This window comes from Streptomyces sp. NPDC041108 (assembly GCF_055592645.1).
The window spans coordinates 803055-821176 of the sequence record NZ_JBVIYK010000002.1 but is presented as its reverse complement, the minus strand read 5'-3'; the positions used below and the strand labels follow the sequence as shown (position 1 = coordinate 821176).

Here is an 18122-nt window from a genome sequence, read left to right as displayed (position 1 = left end):
CACCCAGATGGCCGACCAACTCGACACCGCCATCGACCAGTTCGGCAAGGGCGACCTGTCCGCCCTGCTCGCCGGCAAGGACACCTGGACGGTCGGGCGGTCCGCCGCGACCGGCCTGCTCTAGGCGCACGACCGCGGTTCCACGACCGCGCACCTGTCCGCAACCGTCCGACAGCAACCGTTCCACCGCAGCCTCCCGGGGAGGGACAGCATGGCCTATGTGATCGCTCAGCCCTGTGTCGACGTCAAGGACCGGGCATGCATCGACGAATGCCCGGTCGACTGCATCTACGAGGGCCCGCGCAAGCTCTACATCCAGCCCGACGAATGCGTCGACTGCGGCGCCTGTGAACCCGTCTGCCCGGTGGAGGCGATCTTCTTCGAGGACGACGTCCCGGCCGAATGGAGCGGCTACCGCTCGGTGGACGCGGAGGTCTTCGCCGATCTCGGATCACCCGGCGGAGCGAGCGCGACGGGACCGCTCGCCGAGGACCATCCCCTGGTCTCCGCACGGGCCGCGTAAAGCCCGGCAGACCTCGCGCAGACCTGTGCGCAGACCTCGCGGTGCGCGGTGTCCGGCCCCCGGCTGGCCCGATTCCGCCGTGATACAGCCCGGTTCCAGGCCAGGTACAGGCCGATACCAGTGATCCGGGACACCGTGGAGGCGGTGGCGGAATTCTTTCGCCACCGCCCTGTGGCGTTGTGCGCGCCGCTCGCATCCGCGCGCATCCCGGGACATCCCAGAAGGAGCTGCAATGGACATCACCTTCACCTCCCAGCCCGCCGCGTCCGCCCCGGACTCCAGAGGTCTCACCGCACCGCTCCATCTGCTGCACAGACCCGTCACACCGGAGGGGTTCCTGCTGGACGCCACCGCTCCGGTGGAGCAGCACTTCGCGCTCTCCGCCGAACTGCCCAGCGGTCACGGGACGTTCAACGACGGACCGGGCGCCTTCCACGATCTGCTCTTCGTCGCCGAGACCCTGCGCCAGGCGACGCACTTCGTCGCCCACCAGTACTTCCGGGTACCCACCGAGCGCCCCGCGGTGTTCGTCTCCAGCGGGCTCGACGTCCTCGGCCTCGTCCCGTGGCGTCCCACGGGCCGCCCGGCTCATCTGACCCTGGACATCACCCTCGTCCCCGTGGACGTGGTCAACGGCGTCCCGCGCGGCCTCGACTGCCGCGGTGACGTGGCGATCGACGGCGTCGGGTGTGGGAGCGCTTCCGCGCGGATCCAGTTCCTGATGCCCGGGGTGTACCGGTCGCACCGCGAGGTGGGGCGTCAGGAGAGTCTGCGGAGCACGGCACCGGTGGTGCGCCCGCTGGCCTCCATGACCGTGGCCTCCCAGGAGGAGCCGCCCGCCGTGGCGCCCGAGTCGGTCGGGCGCCGGGATCCTCGCAATGTCATCGTGGGGACGCCGCTGCGGGCTCCCTACGGGGAGTTCGTGCTGCCGGTGGCCGGCGATCCCGGGCACGAGATCTTCTCGGCGGTGCCCGGCGACCACGTTCCCGGTCCGGTGTTCCTGGAGGCGTCCCGGCAGGCGTCGCTGCTCGCCGCCGCGGAACTGCACGGGCTGCGGCCCGACCACGCCATGCTGACCCGGTGGCGGGCGTCGTTCCGCGGCTTCGGGGATGCCGACCTGCCGCTGACCTGCACGGTCGTCGCGGACGAGCCGGTCCGCGACGAGGCGGACCGGCCCACCGTGCGGACCCGGCTCGCCTTCAGCCAGGGCAGCCGCGTTCTGTGCACCGCCTCGGCGGTCCTGCTCCAGGACTGCTGACAGCACGCCGCCGCCCGGACCGGCCGACGCCCTCCCCTCCCACTCGTCTTCCTGATCAAGGAGCTCTCCGATGCGTTTCCGGGTTTTGGGGCCGGTGAGTCTGTCGCCCCGCACTCCCTCCGCGGCGAAACCGCGCGCCCTGCTGGCCACCCTGCTCGTGCAGGCCGGTGAAGTGGTCCCGGTGCACAGCCTGATCGACGAACTGTGGGGGACGCAGCCACCGCGCACCGCGACCACAACCCTCCAGGTGTACGTCTCCCAGTTGCGCAAGGTGCTCGCGGACAGCGGGGGGCCGGCGCCGTCCGGGGACCTGCTGACCCGGGCTCCCGGATACCTCCTGGCGGTTCCCGAGCGGGAGTTCGACCTGCCCTGCTTCGAGCAGCTGCGGGCCGAGGGCCGCGCGGCGTACCAGGAAGGGGACTTCGCCGGCGCCTCCGGGCTGCTGCACGAGGCGCTCGCGCTGTGGACGGGTCCGGCCCTGTCGGGGATCCCGCACGGTGTGCGGCTGGAGTCCGCCGCCATCCGGCTGGACGAGCTGCGGATGGAGGTCCTGGAACAGCGGATCGTCGCCGACCTGCGACTGGGCCGCCACCAGGAACTCGCCGGGGAACTGCTGGCCCTGGCCAACGAGTACCCGCTGCGGGAGAGCCTGCACGGGCACCTCATGGTGGCGCTTTACCGCACGGGCCGCGGATCCGACGCGCTGAGGGTGTACGGGCGGCTGCGCCACTCCCTCGTGGAGGAGCTGGGGGTCGAACCGGGCCCGGGCCTGTCCCGGCTGCACGAGCGCGTCCTGCGCCGGGACCCCTCCCTGGACTGGCAGCCGCCCCGCGGCGCGCGGAGCCCGAGCCGCGAGAACGCGGCCCGCGAGGAGCCGGGCCGCGAGACCGGCGCATCGGCGCAGCCGGGGGCTCCCCGCCGGGCGGCGGGACCGGCCGGCGGACCGCGGCCCCTGCCCGGCCCGCCTCCGGCGCTGCCCGCCGCGCCGCCCGGTTTCGTCGGCCGTCACGAGGAACTGGCCTACGGGGAAAGGGCGTTGCGCGGGAGTGTCGGCAGGCGCCCGGTGCGTGTCCTGGCCCTGTCCGGGCCGGCCGGCGTCGGCAAGACCGCGCTGGCCCTGCGGCTCGCCCACCGGACGGCGGACCTGTTCCCGGACGGCGGCTTGCTGATCGGTCTGCGCGGACCGCAGGGGCGTCCGCTCAGCTCCGCGCAGGCGGGAGGGGCACTGCTGCGCCGTCTCACCGACGACGTCTCCGACGCCCCGCTCACCGACCCCGAGGAGCTGACGGACCGGCTGCGGCGGGCCCTGCGGGGACGCCGGATGCTGCTGATCCTGGACGACGCGGCGTCGGAGCAGCAGATACGGCCGTTGCTGCGGGCCTTCGCGGAGGGCACGGTGATCGTCACCGGTCGCCGCCGGGCCGCCGCCCTCGACGGCGCGGAGCACCTGGGGCTGGACGCGGTACGGCCCGAGGAGGCGGTGGAGCTGCTGCTGGCCGCCGGCGGCGAGCGGATGGCTCAGGACCCGGTGGCGGTCGCCGAGATCGCCCGGCTGTGCGAGTACTTCCCGCTGGCGCTGCGCGTGGCCGCGGCGGCCCTGACGGCACGGCCGCACACCACCCCCGCCGCGCTGGCGGGCCGGCTGCGCGACGAGCGGACCCGGCTCGGGGTCCTGCGCGAGGGCGATCTCGACCTGCGCTCCAGCCTGCTGACGGGGTACCAGGAGGCCGGGCCCGCGCTGCGGCGCGCCTTCCGTCTGCTGTCGCTGGCCCCGGCCCCCGACTTCACGGGGTGGACCGTCGCGGCCCTGCTCGGCACCGGGCGTGCGGAGGCGGAGGAGACGGCCGAGGAACTCGTACGGGCCCAGTTGCTGGAGGCCCGGAGCGACGGGCAGTCGGTCCGCTACGGCTTCCACTCGCTGCTGCGGGTGCTGGCCACCGAACTGCGGGAGGCGGAGCCGGACGCCGCCCGGACCCGGCGGGACGCCGTCGAGCGGCTGGGCCGGGCCTACGTCGCCCTGGCCCGCCACGCGGACGCGCGGCTCACCCCGGGACGGGACTGGCGGACCCACCCCGCCGCCACGGTCTCCGAGACCGACGCCGCGGCGACCGTCGGCGCGAGTCCCCTGGGGTGGTTCCGCGAGGAGGCCACGGGCCTGGTGGAGACCGTACGGCAGACGCACGCGGCGGGGCTGTGGCCCCTGGTGTGGCGGCTCGCGTGGAGCGCCGCCGGTTACTTCCACGCCCGCGCCGCGTGGGAGGAGTGGGAGGAGACCCACCGGCTCGCGCTGGACGCCGCGCGGCGGGTCGGGAACACCGAGGCGGAGGCGGTGATCCAGTACTCGCTGGGCGACCTCGCCTGGCAGCGCCGCCAGGCCGACCGGGCGCTGCTCCACCACACCGCCGCCCAGCACGCGTTCGAGCTGGTCCGCGACCGGACCGGAGTCGCGCGCTGCCGGATCGGCGCGGGCGACGTCCTGCTCGGGCAGGGGCTGCCGGAGCCCGCCGCCCGGCGTTACGGGCGGGCACTGGCGGTGTGCTCGGCGGAGGGGGACGCGCGGGGCGAGGTGGCCGCGCTGAACGGGCTGGCCCTGGTGAACCTGCGGCGGGGCCGCCCGGAGGTGGCCGGCCGGCATCTCGAGCAGTGCCGGCGTACCGCGGAACGCCTCGGTGACCGCCGCTGGACGGAGTACGTCCGCCGTACCGCGGCCCGCCTGGCGCCGGATCCCGCGCGCAGCCTGTCCCCGGTCGCGCACGCGGTCGAGGTCCGCCCGGGGATGTGGCTCATCGGAACGGCCGTCCCGGCCCTCACCCCGGCGGGGGCCGCCTGACCTCCCGCCCGCCGGCTCCCGGGCTCCCCGGGCGGCCGGCGACGGGCGCGGGCCGCGCGGTGAACTTCTCCGGTCACCGCGCGGCCCGCCGTCATCCGGTGGCCCGCCCCTGGAGGGGGAGGGCACCGCGGTGACGGGCACGGCGGGTGCGCAGCAGCTGCCGCCACTCCTCGGCGCTGAACCGGGCGGGCTCGGTGCGGGCGATGAAGTCGTGGAGCACGCCGAGGAAGCGTTCCGGGTCCGTGTGGAACGGGAAGTGTCCCGCCTCCTCGAAGATCTCCAGCCGGCTGCCGGGCATGGAGACATGGCCGAGACCGGCGTGGAGGGCCGGGACGACCATGTCCCGGCCGCCCCACAGCAGCATGGTCGGCATGCCCTGGGTCAGATAGCAGCGGTCGAGCAGGGTGCCGACCTGTCCCCGCCAGTCGACGACGGCCCGCAGGGTCCGCACGAAGGCACTGCGCGAACTCGCGTCCGGCAGGGCGTCGACCACCCTCAGCAGGTCCGGCGCGTCGACGCCCAGGCCGGTGTCCAGCGTCTTCATGATCTTGACGATCATCTGCAACTGCCAGCGCACCGTCGGCAGTTGCAGGGCAGAGAGCAGCAGTTCGGCGCCGGGCAGAGTGGCGGCCCGCAGCAGCGGGGAGACCTGGCGGCCGATGCCTCCGCTGCCGACCAGGACCAGCCGTTCGGTGCGCTCCGGGAACTGGTAGGCGAACTGGGCGGCCACCGCGCCGCCGAGCGAGTGCCCGACGAGGGTGGCCCGCTCGATGCCGAGGGCGCTGAGCAGGTCCCGCAGTCCGTTGGCGTACGCCCCGGGCGAGTAGTCGCCACGGGGTTTGGCCGACGCCCCGTGGCCGAGCAGGTCGGGAGCGACGACCCGGTGGCGGGCGGCCAGGCCCGGGATGATGTCGGCCCAGGTCGCGGAGGAGTCGCCGATGCCGTGGATGAGCACCACGGCGGACTCGCCCTTGCCGGCCATCCGGTAGGCGAAGCGGTAGCCGTGCAGGTGGCGGGTGCGGACCCGGACCTCGTTGCGGCCCACCGCACGTGGTTTGGGCCGGCCCGGCCGGCGGCTGGGCCGGAAGGGCGAGCGGGCGGTGAAGGGGGCGTCGGCCACGGTTCAGGCCTCCTGCGGAATCGGGTGACGGTCACGGACGGGGCGGCGCGGGACGGGTGCGGACTCGACGACGTCCGGTGCGCCCGGCACCTGGGCGGGGACGAGGCGCTGCGCGCCGGGGACGCCCTCGGGGTCGGGTTCGGGGGCAGGGGCGACGTCGGGTTCGGGGTCGAGGCCGAGCGACATCAGGGAACGCCACGGCTGCGCCTGCCCGGGTGTCCTCGTCCGCCACGGAGCGAACACCTGGGCCTGCGAGGAGGGAGCGCGGAGGGTGTGCACGGAGGACATGACAGCCACCTCTGGGTAGGTGTGCGAGGAAGGACGCGGTACCGCTGCCGCTGGGCCGAGCGGCGTGCGGTCGAGGGAGCCGCCGGCCGGGACGCGCACCCGCCGGGAGCCGTCGGACACGGCCACGAGACCCACCCGACCGCGGCCGACGGACGGACGCGGGACGGTCACTCGGCGGGAGCCGACGGACGGACGCGGGAGGCTCGTTCGGCGGGCACCGACGGACGGAGACGGGACGGTCACTCGGGAGCCGACGGACGGAGACGGGACGGTCACCCGACGACAGCCGACAGGCGGACGCGGGACGCTCGTTCGGCGGGAGCCGACGGGCGGAGGCGGGACGGTCACTCGGCGGGAGCCGGCTGCGGCTGCCGGGGTATGGCGTCGGCGAAGCCGGGCGCCACGGGAGCGGCCGGGCTCGTCGTACCGGTGCCGGATGCGACGGACGGGCCGGTCGCTCCGGTGCGGGACGGACCTGCCGCGCCGGTGCCGATCGCCGCGGGCGGCCTGCCGGCGCTCGTCGTGGGTGCGGCGTGGCGGCCGGAGGACCGGTTCGCCAGACGGGCCCGCAGCAGCGATCCGATCAGCCACTTCCGCAGGGCACCCAGGTGCGCCGGGGAGCCGTGGACGTCGTCGAACTCCTTGAGGCGCACGCGGGGCAGCGCGGAGGCGAGGAGCTGGTGCTCCGTGGGAGGGATGATCTCGTCCCGGGCGCTGACCACGTATCCGACCGGGATGTCGACCGCGCCCAGGACGTCGGGGCCGAGCGGGAAGTCCGCGAGCAGCGCCCGCAGTCCGTCGTCGTCGGCCGCCCCGGTCAGCCGGCGCAGCGTGGCGACGGTGATCCCCGGCACCCTGGGCCACCAGACGGGGTCGGTGAAGAACCCGGCCACGGGGGCGCCGACGGTGTGCACGGAGCGGATGCGCGGGTCCGCGGCCGCCGCGCGCAGGGCGAGGTGGCCGCTGAAGCTGAGGCCGAGGACCGCGGTGCGGGTCACGGCGGCACGGCCGGCCAGCCGGTCCATCAGGAACGGCAGCAGCCGCCAGGAGTCCGCGTGGTAGCGCAGGGTGTTCTCCCCGACGCCGGGCATCTCGGTGACCACCGCCGCGTACCCCAGACGGGCGAGCCGCGGCAGCAGGGGCGCCCACTGCTCCTTGACGCTGACGATGCCGCCCATGACCACGAGCAGCGGCCGCCGGCGACGGGCGTCGAGCCCGCTCGCCCAGCAGACCACCGTGCCGTCCGGGTGGTCGAGGACCAGGCGTTCGACGCCCCTGCGGCGACGCCAGTCGTCGAAGGTCCGTACGCAGTTGTCCTGGGCCCTGCGGCGGACGTCGTCGCCGTGGTACGGGAAACGGGCGAGGGCGTAGTGCCGGCAGGCGTCGAGCGGGCGGCCGGCGAAGGCCAGCCGGTCGGCCTCGCCGGTCCACACTCGGGCCCAGGACGCGGGGTGCCCCGGCTCGTCGTTGGTGATCCTCGGCAGTACGGCCGCCACCTGGCGGTCGCCGATGCCCTGGCCGCGGGCGTGCAGCCGCGCGAACTCCTTGAGCTCTGCGAGATGGTCCATCGCTGTTCTCCGTCTCCTCCGGGGTGCGGGGCCGATGCCCGGAGGATGCGGCCGGAGGGCTCGGTGGCCTTCCTGGTCGTACCGGCGGCGGGCGGGGCTGTCCGGTCGTACGGCGGGCGGGCCCCCTGGCCGGGAGCGGGGGACGTCCCCCGGCTGGGCGGCCCGCCCGGGGACGATGCTGGCCGCCGTCCCTTAAGCCGGGCTGGCGCACGGGTTGCGCCTCACTAAGCGCTCCCGGGAGGCGCCCCGGGCCGTCCCCGGCAAGTCGCGCCCGCGTCACGGCACACGGCGGCGCGCCGGGGCGAAGAGGTGTCCTCCTCGCCCCGGCGCGCCGTCGGCGGTCCCTCACCAGTCCAGCAGTGCGTCCTCTCCCCCGTCGGGGTCGTCGCAGTCCGCGTCGTCGCCGAGGGCCTCGGCCACCGCCGCGACCACCCGCGGGTCCAGCATGGTGCGGGCGTCCGTGTCCCGGGTGCCGCCGAAGCCGGCGTCGCTCACCGCGACGCTGACGACGAAGCCGCCGTCCACCGAGAAGGTGCGGAACTGCCACTCGACGCCGGTGCCCGGTGCCCCGTCCGGGGCCAGGACCCGCGCGGGCCGGCCGTCGCCGCTGAAGCCGAAGTCGGTGAAGCGGAACCGCAGTCCCTGCCCGATCGCCTTGCTGTATGCCTCCTTGAGCGTCCACATGCGCACCAGCGCGGCTCCCCGCCGTGCCGCGGGAAGCCGCTCCAGGACGGTGAGTTCGTGCGGGGTGCAGACGTGGCGGTGCAGCCCGCGCGTGTAGAGCGGGCGGTCCGCCCGCTCGGCGTCCACGCCGATCAGCCCTTTGGTGGCGAGCCCGATGAGCAGCAGGTCGTCGGTGTGGCTGAGGCTGATGTCCACCGCGTCGTAGCCGCGCAGATAGGGCCGGCCGGTGGGGCCGTAGCCGAGTTCGACGGCCTGCGGGGGCACGCGCAGCGCCACCGCGGCGGCGAACTTCAGCAGCACCCGGGAAGCGGCGAACCTCGTCCGCACGTCCGGGTGCGTCATCTCCAGGTAGCGGTCCCAGTCGCGGCCCAGCAGGGCGCGCAGCCGCGGGCCGCCCGCCCGGTCCGGCCGCCAGTCGGCGAGCCGGGCGTGCAACACCGCGACCTCGTGCTCCTCCAGGTCCGCGCGTACCTGGTCCCAGGCTCCGTCACGACCGGAGATCCGCACCGGCTCCCCGAGCGATGGGCTGGGTGCCGTCGTCCTCCGCGCCGTCATCGAAGCCCTCCATTTCCTGCTTGAGATCACCGAGTACGTCGGCGGCGGTTCCGCCGTCGAGGATCCGGTGGTCGAAGGTGAGTCCGAGCCGCATCACCGGGGCGATCGCGAGGCGCCCGTCCCTGACGACCGGCCGGTCGACGACGCGCCCCGCGCACAGCGTGACGGCGGTGCCCCCGCTGGAGTGGAAGCCGTCGACGGGCCGGTGGCCCAGGGAGCTGACCGCCACGGTGCCGAAGACGCCCGGCCGCCCGGCCGGGTCGCGCGTCGCGGCGGCGAAGGCCAGCCGGCCGAGCGGCACCGGCAGCCGCCCGAGCAGCCGGACACCGCGGAACTCGGCCAGCTGTTCGGTGCCGGGTCCGCGGTAGCGGTCGACGCGCCGCTGGATCTCGTCCAGGTCCGCGCGCTCCAGGCCGGGCAGCAGCGCGGAGAGCACGGTCCGTTCCCCGTCCACGGTGCGGTCCAGCGCCAGCTTGGCGGTGACCTCCGGGAACCGCAGGGTCCGGGGTCCGCGCAGCCCGAACAGCCGCGGCGGGGCGAGCGCCGCGTTGGCCTCCGGGTGCCGGTGCAGCACCCGGCCGGTGGCGTGCAGCAGATAGGTGACGACCGAGTAGCGCCCGCCGGCGGCCCTGGCCGCAGCCCGGTGGGCCTCGATCCGGGTCATGTCGATGTCGGTGTCGAGGTGGACGGGCCGCTGCCGGGCGGCGTGCTCCAGGAAGTACAGGGTGTGCCGGCGCCGGCGCTCGGGGTGGGCCCGGGCGGGGGCCGGCGGAGTCCCGCCGGCCCCGGAGCCGGTCATGGCCGCGCCGCCAGCTGATAGATCTCGCCCAGACTGCGGGCCTCCAGCAGCCGGCCCACGGGCAGCGAGCGGCCGGCGGCCTGTTCCAGGGCGGTGACCAGTTTCAGCAGGTACAGCGAGTCCCACTCGGGCAGCTGGTCCAGGTCGGCGGAGATCTGGTACTCCTCCAGCGGCATGCCCAGCTCGTCCCTGACGAGGCGGACGAAATCGTCGATGGTGTGCATTGCGTACGGCCCTCCGGGGCGGGTGTGTGCGGACGGTCAGATCTTTTCGAGGGCGAAACCGGACTTGATCCACTTGCTGGACTCGACGGCGACCGCCAGCGCGCGCTGCCCCACGCCGATCTTCCCCAGCAGCGCCTCCAGCTGGAGGAAGGGCAGGGCGTTGCCGTTGTTCCCGGTGTCCGCGACGCAGGACACCTCGACGGCGCCGGGCAGGCCGAGTTCCTCCGCGATCCGCCGCGTCATACGGCCGGACAGCTGCGGCGGGAGCAGGAAGTCGACCTGTTCGGGTGTCCAGTCGAGGTCCTCCAGCAGCTCCCAGAGGATCTCCACGGCCATGACGGGCACGGACTCCTCGATGGCCTTGTAGTCCTCCCGCACCGCCTGCCGGTCCTCGTGCCGGTCGGCGAGCCCGAACCAGTCGATGATCTGGCCGGGCTCCCGGCCGAGGCCGGTGAACCGGTTGAGGACGTTGCGCAGGGCCAGGCGCTCACCGCGCGGCTCCGAGGTGACCACGGCGGCGCCCGCACCGTCGCCGAAGAGCACGTAGTTGACGAGGTCGCTGGGGGCGGCCGCGGACAGGTCCCGGTCGAGGTCGAGGTGCTTGCTGCAGACGTCGCCGCCGATCACCAGGCCCGCCGAGTGTCCCCCGCCGGTGACCAGGGTGTGGCCCAGCTGCAGGGCCTGGACGGCGCCGGCGCAGCCGGACTGGAGCTGGTAGGTGGGGAGTTGGTCCAGGCCGAGCTGGTCGGCGACGTGGTTGACGGTGGCGGGCATGAGGTGGTCGGGGGTCGCGGTGCCCATGACCACGAAGTCGATCTCGTGCGGGGCGAGTCCGGACGCGCCGAGCGCCTGCTCGGCGGCCCGGGCGCACAGGTCGGCGAGCGACCAGCGCACCTCGCCGGTCTCCAGGTCCCGGGCGAAGTGCCGGGTCCGGGTGCCGATGAACACGTCGATCCACTCTTCGTTGACGCCGAGCGTCCTCGCCAGCGCCGCGTTGTCGACCGGGTCGCCCGGCAGGGCCGTGCCGACCGAGGCGAGATAGGAGACCGGCCCGGAGGGGGCGGAGCCGTGCTGGGGTGGGTGTTCCGACTGCATACGAGCGGTCCTTCCTTGGAGTCCGTCACGGGGCGACGCCCTTGCCGTGACCACGGGTTGCCTACGCGACGGCCGAACCGGCGCGATCCTGGAGGTAGTCGACGAGGTCACCGACCGAGGACAGCCGGGGCAGCAGGTCCTGCACGCTGATCGTCTCCAGCCCGTCCAGCCGTTCCTGGAGCCGGTCCTTGAGCTCCATGATCATCACCGAGTCGAAGCCCAGGTCCTCGTAGAGCAGGGACTGGCGCGAGACCTCGTCCGTGGCGTAGCCGCCGACCTCCGCGACGGCCTCGATGACGGCGCGGGCCACGGGGGCCGTCGACGCGTCCTCCGGGGCGGCGGGCAGCACGGCGGTGAGCACGGCGCCGTGTCCGTGCGCGGCCTGCTCCCGCTGGTGCGGCGCGGTGTCCGCGCGGTCGGGTACGACGCTGAGGTCCGCCGCCGGGGCGGCCCGTACGGCGGTGCGGGCCCAGAACCGGTGCGCGTCGGAGAAGGCGTAGGGCGCGAGCCGCTGCGGCTGCCGCTCCTCCTGCGGGTAGACGGCGTCCCAGTGGGGGTCGAGTCCGCTGCGGAAGAGTTCGGCCACCGCCTCGGCGAACGTGCGGCCGTCGGCCTCCTCGCCGGACACGGGGGCCACGGTGTGCACTCCGGCTCCGGCGGCGGAGCGCAGGGAGCGTGCCATGCCGCTGAGGACCGGGCGGGGGCCGGTCTCCACCAGGTGGGTGGGTCCCGCCTCCAGCAGCCGGCTCATCGCGTCGCCGAACAGGACGGGGGCGCTGATGTGCTCGGTCCAGTACTTGGCGTCCATCGGCTCGGCCTCCAGGAGCCGCCCGCGCACGGTGGAGTACACCGGGAGCTTGGGCACGCCGCCGCCGGTCTCGTCCGCGAGCGCGGCGAACCGGTCGAGCATCGGGTCCATCAGCGGCGAGTGGAAGGCGTGCGAGACCTCCAGGCGCCGGGTCCTGACGCCCCGTCGGGTCAGCTCGTCGTCGATCCGGCCCAGCGCCGCCAGGTCCCCGGACAGGACGGTGGCCCGGGGGCCGTTGACCGCGCCGACCCCGACCAGGGGTTCCGAGGCGACCAGTTCGGTCAGGTCCGCGAGCGGCGCCCGTACGGCGAGCATGCCGCCGCCCTCGGGCAGCTGCTCCATCAGGGCGCCCCGGGCGGCGATCAGCCGGGCGGCCTGCTCCAGCGGGAACACCTCGGCCAGCACGGCCGCGGCGTACTCGCCGACGCTGTGGCCGAGCAGCAGCGCCTGCGGCACCCCGAGTTCGCCGAGACTGGCCGCCACGGCGTACTCGACGGCGAACAGGGCGGGCTGGGCCCAGCCGGTGCGGTGGACGGCCTCGTCGCCGGAGAGCAGCAGGTCGCGCACCGAACCGCCGACGTGCGGGGCGAGCGCCTCGTCGGCCTCGTTGAGGAACCGGCGGTACAGCGGCGACTGCAGGTACAGCCGCGCGGTCATCGCCGGGTACTGCGAGCCCTGGCCGGTGAACAGCAGCGCCACCTGCGGCTTGCCCGACGCGTTGCCGACGAGCCGGGCCAGCAGGTCGTCGTCGGTGGCGGCCTGGCGCAGTGTGGTGGCCAGTTCGCCGGTGTCCCGGGCGGGGACCGCGAAGCGGTAGCGGTGGCCCGTCTTGGTGCGGTTGCTGCTCCAGGACAGCGGGCCCGCCGGCACCCTGCGTTTCTCCAGCGCGTCGGCCTGGACCAGCAGGTTGCGGCGGAGGGCGGCCGTCGAGGGGGCGGTCAGTGTGAAGACCCCTGCCCCCAGCCCGGTGGCTCCGGTGGACCGGCCGGTGCGCCCGGACTCCGGGTCGCCCGCCTCGGGGCGCGCGGCGTACGGGGGCGCGGACTCCAGGACGGCGTGGGCGTTGGTGCCGCCCATCCCGAAGCTGCTCAGGCCGCCGATGGCGGGGCCCGAGCGCAGCCGCAGCGGGGCCTTGAGCAGCCGTATCCCCAGTTTGGCGAGTTTCAGCGCGGGGTTCTCGCGGGCGGCGAACCGGCTGGCGGGGACCGTCTTGTGGTGCAGCGACAGGGCGACCTTGATGAGCCCCGCGATGCCCGCGGCGCCTTCGGTGTGCCCGATGTTGCCCTTGACCGAGCCGAGGGCCAGGGGGCGCCCGGAGCGGCCGGCGTGCAGCTGGCCGAGCGCCTTGGTCTCGATCATGTCGCCGAGGACGGTCCCGGTGCCGTGGGCCTCGGTGAAGACGACGTCGGACGGCTCGACACCGGCCCGCCGGTAGGCGGCGGCCAGCACCTCCTGCTGCGACCAGCGGTTGGGGGCGGTGATGCCGTTGCTGCGGCCGTCCTGGTTGACGGCGGTGCCGCGGATCACCGCGTACACCGGCTGGCCGTCGGCGATCGCGTCCTCCAGCCGGCGCAGCACCACCGCGCCGACTCCCTCGCCCCGGCCGATGCCGTCGGCGTCGGCGCTGAAGGGCTTGCACCGGCCGTCGGGGGCGGACAGCCCGGCCTGGGTGTAGAAGATGCCGAGCGCCGGCGTGAGCGCCACGTTGACCCCGGCGGCGATGGCGGTGTCGCACTCCCCCGCCAGCAGGGCGTTGCAGGCCAGGTGGACGGCGACGAGGGAGGAGGAGCAGGCGGTGTCGACCGCCAGGCTCGGCCCCTTGAGGTCGAGGTGGTACGAGACCCGGTTGGCGGTCATGCAGTAGCCGTTGCCGGAGCCGAGCTGGGCGGTGACCTGGGCGTAGTCGGTCATGTGCAGGTGCGCCCACTCGTTGCCCATGATGCCCACGAACACGCCGGTGTTGGTGCCGGCCAGCCGCTGCGGGGCGACCCCGGCGTCCTCGACGGCGCGCCAGGCGCACTGGAGCAGCAGCCGCTGCTGCGGGTCCATCGCGGCCGCCTCGCGCGGGGAGACGGTGAAGAACTCGTTGTCGAAGGCGTCCGGGTCGGAGATGAACCCGCCCTCGGTGGTGTTGGAGTGTCCTTCCGCACCGGTGCGCGAGTGGAATTCGCGGGCGTCCCAGCGTTGCCGGGGCACCTTCTCCACCCCGTCTCCGGAGCGCATCAGCATGTCCCAGTAGGCGGCCGTGTCGGGCGCCCCCGGGAACCGGCAGTCGATGCCGACGATGGCGACGGGCCTCATCGATTCTCGCCCTCCATCGCCCGCAGTTCCTCCACCAGGTGCTCGGCCAGTGCCGCGACGGTCGGGTAGTCCCAGGCCACGGTGGGTTCGAGGACGAGGTCGAAGTCCTCCTCGATGTCGCCGCACAGGCTCAGCGCCGCGACCGAGTCCAGGCCGTACTCGGCCAGCGGCACGGTGGGCGAGATCTCGGACGGCGTGCGCCTGAGGTAGAGGGCGATCCGGTCGGCGAGCCAGCTGCTCAGCGACTCGACGGTGTGTGCGGTGTGCTCGTTGTTCGCGGTGCGGTCGGTCGCGGGGACAGTCATGGGAGAACTCCTCGGTGAAGGCGCGTCGGGTCCGGTGGGCCGGCGGTCAGCCGGCCAGCGGGGTGTCGTAGAGGTCGTAGCTGCGGCGTTCGTGGAAGCGTCGGAGCACTTCCTCGTGCACCCGGCCCTCGCACCCGGGCGGCAGGTCGGCCGGGCGCTGCCCGAGCCGGCGCGCGAGCCGGTGCAGTGCTGCGGCCACCCAGGCCGGGTCGGCCAGGAAGGGATCGTCACCGCCCTGGGCCCCGCGCCAGACGCCGAGGACGGACGCGGCCGCGAGGAACACCGCGTAGCGGTCGGCGAGCGCGAAGCTGGCGGGGCTGGCGAGGGCGGTGCGGTCCTGCGGGGAGAGGTTCAGGCTGTCCTCCTGGAGCTGGCGCAGCTGGTCCAGCATCCGCATGACGAGTGCCTGGACCGCGAGTTCCTCGGGGGAGCCGCTCGGCAGACCGTCGGCGGCGGCGACCAGCGAGGCGCTCAGGCTGTCCCGGCCGCTGGCGAGGGCGAGGCTCTCGAAGGGGATGCCGGGCAGCCCCTCCCGCGGCCGGAACAGGCTCTGCGGTGCCTCGTCGCCGGAGAACCAGGCGCGCCGGGCCAGCCGGGACAGCTGCGGGATGATGGTGGCCTGGCAGGCCGCGGAGCCCGCGTGGCCGAGGCTGAGCACCGGCAGGTCGCGCACGTGCTTCTGGAAGAGGCCGAACTCCCCCTCGCGTACGTAGAACCGCGCCCCGAGCACGATCGACAGGTCGTACATGGTGTCGGTGAGCATCTTGGGCACCAGGTACTTCACGGCCGCCGCGTAGACGCTGGTCTCGTCGGGCAGCAGGTGCACCGCCCGGGTGCCGACCGTCGCCATGCTGTCGCAGATGAGCAGGTCGAGGAAGGCGCCGGTGAGGGTGGAGGAGGCGTGCGGGATCTCCATCACCGAGCGCCGGTAGAGCTGACGCCCGAGGGCGAACCGCACCACCGTGCGCAGGCTGGTGTCGAGGGCGCCGACGGCCATGCTGGGGATGGCGCTGCGGGTGATCTGGAAGGAGCGCAGCGCCAGTTCCACGCCCTGGCCCCGGGCTCCGAGGAGGGTGCTGTCGGGCACCGGGCAGTCGGTGAAGTCCAGCCCGGACAGCCGGCAGCCGCGCACCCCGACCGCGGTGTAGCGGGGCAGGACCGCGAAACGCTCCGCGTCGAGCTGGTCGCGTTCGACCAGCAGGACCGAGTGGCTGCGGCTGCCCGGGCTGTCGTCGGTACGGCTGAACAGGGCGAAGGCGTCGGCCCGGTCCGCGTTGTTGATGACCTCCTTGCGGCCGTGGAGGCGGAAGCCGCCGGGCACGGGGTCGGCCCGGAACTCGTTGCGTACGAAGTCGTTGCCGTGCGGCAGCTCGTGGTAGGCGACGGAGACCTTGGAGCCGCCCAGCAGCAGCTCCGCCGTCCGGCGGCGCTGCTCCTCGTTGCCGGCCGTCCACACGTTGACGGCAGCCATGAAGGACGTGATGCCGTAGCCGAGGCCGAGCGCCACGTCGCGCCGGAACACCTGCCGCATCACGCGGACGAGCGTGTCGAGCCGGTCCAGCCGGCCGCCCAGGCCGGTGGGCACGAACTCGGCGTTGAGGACCACGTCGTCGAGGAGCCGCTCGCCGGCGGCGGGCAGTTCCCCGGCCTCGTCGGCGGCGAGCAGCCCGGCGGCGCCGAGCGGGTTGGCGGGGTCCTGGGGGTCCCCGAAACGGTTCTCCAGGTCGGCGATCCTGGCCTGGACCGCGCTCTCGTGCGCCCGGTGCGTGGCCGGGTCGGTGACAGGGGCGGTTCCGGTCGGGGCTGCCTTGCCGTGCAGCCCCTGGACCGCGGGATCACTCAGCATGACGTCCCCTCGGGTGTCCGGGTGCCGCCGACGGCGGCCCGGGTGTCGGTGTGTCCTTGCGGTACGGCGGCCGGCGGACCGCCGTCACCGCCGGATGCGTGGGCGAGCGCGGCGGCACCGCCGGGTCGTTGCGTGCGCGGGGCGGCACCGCCGGATGTCCCCGTGCCCCGCCCTGCGCTCCCGGCCAGCGAGAACGGGATCAGGGAGAACAGCTCGCCCTCCTCCCGCGCGGCGCGCAGCCGTTCCAGCAGCGGGGGGTAGGCGTCGGGGTCCCCCGCGTCCGGCTCGCCCAGCTTCACCAGCAGCCGGTCCAGGACGGGCCACAGCCACACCCCGTCGCGCCACAGCTCCCCGGTGCGCCCGGCCCGCGCCGTCCGCTGGTTGTGGGTCCACAGGCCGAGGCAGGCGGCGCCGGCCAGGCACAGGCCGTACCGCCGGGCCACGTCGAAGGCGGCGGGCGGGACGTCGGAGACCACGGCGCGGTGGGCGTCCATCTCCTCGTGGACCCGGCCGGTCACCGCGAGCAGCCGCTCCGCCGCGCCCAGCGCGCCCTTGAGTTCCGGCCGCCGGCCGGCCTCGGCGCGCAGGGCCGCCACCGACGCCGGCAGCGTCGCCATGATGCCGCTGCCGCGCCGGGCCACCAGGGACAGCCGCGCCGGGTCCAGCGGGGGCAGCGGGGTGGACAGGTCGAAGGCGCGGACGGCCCCCTCGGTGTCACCGCCGCCCCGCAGCCATCCTCGGGACAGCGAACGGAACTGGTTGACCAGGGAGTTGAGGTTGACCAGGGTGTTGCCGTCGAAGAGGCCGACGATGCGGTGGTCGCGGTCGACCTTCTGGAACATCCCCCGGGCGTGGACGTCCTTGAGGAAGGCCCGGGCCCCGAGCAGCCGGGTCAGCTCGACGATCACGCCCTCGGTCCCGGTGGGCACCAGGTACTTGGTGACCGCGGCGGCCACGCTCAGCTCGTCGGGGACGGTGTGCACGGAGCGGGCGGCGACCGTGGCCAGCGCCTCTCCGGCCAGGACGTCCGCCGCGGCCGAGGCGAGCACGTGCCGTGCCTGCGGCAGGTCGATCAGCCGCCGTCCGAACAACTCGCGCCGCTCGGCGAAGTCCAGGGCGATGGCCAGCGCGTGGTCGGCGGCGCCCAGTGACAGGGAGGCGCACATGGTGCGGGTGAGCTGGAGGGCCTTGAGCACGGTCTCGACGCCGCCGCCCTCCCCGCCGACCGCCGCGTCCGCCGGCACCGGGGCGCCGTCGAAGGCGATCCCGCTGATGTCGGCGCCCCGGATGCCGTGCGTGCGGATCTTGTCCACGCAGCGGTAGTGCTCTCCCTCGGTCAGCCGCCGCTTGTCGACGAGCAGCACGGTGAAACCGCGCGGCCCGCCGTCCTCGGAGGTGCGGGTGAGGACGGAGAGGAGGCTGCCCCGGGTGGCGTTGTTGATCAGCCACTTCTCGCCGCTGATGCGCCAGCCGCCGGCGCCGTCGGCCTCGCAGCGCACGTCCCCGGCGAGCAGGTCGCTGCCGTGGGCGCGCTCGGTGAGGGCCAGCGAGACCGGCACCCCGGCCCGGATGTCGGCGGCGAGGCCGCGGGCCTGCTCGGGGGTGCCGGAGATCCAGACGCAGACCCCGCCCAGATAGGTCTTGCCGTGGCCGACGGCGACGGTCAGGTCGCGGCGGGCCACCACCCGCATGACCTGCATGACGGTCTCGTAGTCGGTGAGCCTGCCGCCGTGCTCGGCCGGGATGTAGAACTCCTGCAGCCCCCAGCCCTCCAGCACCCGGCAGAGGTCGGCCGGGAACTCCTCGTTCTCGTCCAGTTCCAGGCTGCGGGCGTGGGAGAAGACCGTGCCGGGGTCCTCTGGATCGCCGAGCAGCGACTCCAGCTCCTGCGCGACCCTGTAGGGAGGATGGTCCATGG

At 74.5% G+C, this 18122-nt stretch carries 14 protein-coding genes; 3 read left to right on the top strand and 11 right to left on the bottom strand.

The window, feature by feature from the left end:
* Positions 1–211 precede the first annotated feature (211 nt).
* The 3 genes from fdxA (at position 212) to ACZ6BB_RS09525 (ending at position 4611) form a co-directional block, all read left to right on the top strand.
* Complete coding sequence (gene fdxA, locus ACZ6BB_RS09535) at positions 212–523, top strand: ferredoxin (protein ID WP_471614697.1); 312 nt, start codon at positions 212–214, stop codon at positions 521–523.
* 232 nt (positions 524–755) lie between these two features.
* A complete protein-coding gene (locus ACZ6BB_RS09530) occupies positions 756–1781 on the top strand; it encodes an AfsA-related hotdog domain-containing protein (RefSeq protein WP_471614696.1) in 1026 nt (341 codons plus the stop codon).
* 70 nt (positions 1782–1851) lie between these two features.
* Positions 1852–4611, top strand: a complete 2760-nt coding sequence (locus tag ACZ6BB_RS09525; RefSeq protein ID WP_471614695.1) for an AfsR/SARP family transcriptional regulator — start codon at positions 1852–1854, stop codon at positions 4609–4611.
* A 91-nt stretch (positions 4612–4702) separates the two neighbouring features.
* On the opposite strand, the gene ACZ6BB_RS09520 is transcribed toward ACZ6BB_RS09525, so the two are convergent.
* From ACZ6BB_RS09520 to ACZ6BB_RS09470, 11 genes are all read right to left on the bottom strand, one after another.
* The gene (locus tag ACZ6BB_RS09520) at positions 4703–5731 is read right to left on the bottom strand and encodes an alpha/beta fold hydrolase (RefSeq protein WP_471614694.1); all 1029 of its coding nucleotides are present in this window, start codon (positions 5729–5731) and stop codon (positions 4703–4705) included.
* A gap of 3 nt (positions 5732–5734) precedes the next feature.
* Positions 5735–6019, bottom strand: coding sequence for a hypothetical protein (locus ACZ6BB_RS09515; protein ID WP_471614693.1), 285 nt, complete (start codon positions 6017–6019; stop codon positions 5735–5737).
* A 344-nt stretch (positions 6020–6363) separates the two neighbouring features.
* The gene (locus tag ACZ6BB_RS09510; protein WP_471614692.1) at positions 6364–7587 is read right to left on the bottom strand and encodes an alpha/beta fold hydrolase; all 1224 of its coding nucleotides are present in this window, start codon (positions 7585–7587) and stop codon (positions 6364–6366) included.
* A gap of 345 nt (positions 7588–7932) precedes the next feature.
* Complete coding sequence (locus ACZ6BB_RS09505; protein WP_471614691.1) at positions 7933–8826, bottom strand: 4'-phosphopantetheinyl transferase family protein; 894 nt, start codon at positions 8824–8826, stop codon at positions 7933–7935.
* A complete protein-coding gene (locus tag ACZ6BB_RS09500; protein ID WP_471614690.1) occupies positions 8759–9625 on the bottom strand; it encodes a 2-oxo acid dehydrogenase subunit E2 in 867 nt (288 codons plus the stop codon). Before ACZ6BB_RS09500 ends, ACZ6BB_RS09505 begins: the two co-directional genes overlap by 68 nt.
* The gene (locus ACZ6BB_RS09495) at positions 9622–9849 is read right to left on the bottom strand and encodes an acyl carrier protein (protein WP_013003872.1); all 228 of its coding nucleotides are present in this window, start codon (positions 9847–9849) and stop codon (positions 9622–9624) included. Before ACZ6BB_RS09495 ends, ACZ6BB_RS09500 begins: the two co-directional genes overlap by 4 nt.
* A 36-nt stretch (positions 9850–9885) precedes the next feature.
* On the bottom strand, positions 9886–10944 hold the full coding sequence (locus ACZ6BB_RS09490) for a 3-oxoacyl-ACP synthase III family protein (protein ID WP_471614689.1): 1059 nt from the start codon (positions 10942–10944) through the stop codon (positions 9886–9888).
* A 61-nt stretch (positions 10945–11005) separates the two neighbouring features.
* Positions 11006–14053 carry a type I polyketide synthase gene (locus ACZ6BB_RS09485; protein WP_471614688.1) on the bottom strand — a complete coding sequence of 1016 codons (3048 nt, stop codon included), beginning with the start codon at positions 14051–14053 and terminating at the stop codon, positions 11006–11008.
* Positions 14050–14358 (bottom strand): acyl carrier protein, encoded by a 309-nt coding sequence (locus ACZ6BB_RS09480; RefSeq protein ID WP_005478986.1) that lies wholly within the window; start codon positions 14356–14358, stop codon positions 14050–14052. Before ACZ6BB_RS09480 ends, ACZ6BB_RS09485 begins: the two co-directional genes overlap by 4 nt.
* Before the next feature lie 46 nt (positions 14359–14404).
* On the bottom strand, positions 14405–16204 hold the full coding sequence (locus tag ACZ6BB_RS09475; protein WP_471614687.1) for an acyl-CoA dehydrogenase family protein: 1800 nt from the start codon (positions 16202–16204) through the stop codon (positions 14405–14407).
* Positions 16198–18120 carry an acyl-CoA dehydrogenase family protein gene (locus tag ACZ6BB_RS09470; protein ID WP_471614686.1) on the bottom strand — a complete coding sequence of 641 codons (1923 nt, stop codon included), beginning with the start codon at positions 18118–18120 and terminating at the stop codon, positions 16198–16200. Before ACZ6BB_RS09470 ends, ACZ6BB_RS09475 begins: the two co-directional genes overlap by 7 nt.
* Positions 18121–18122: the final 2 nt, after the last annotated feature.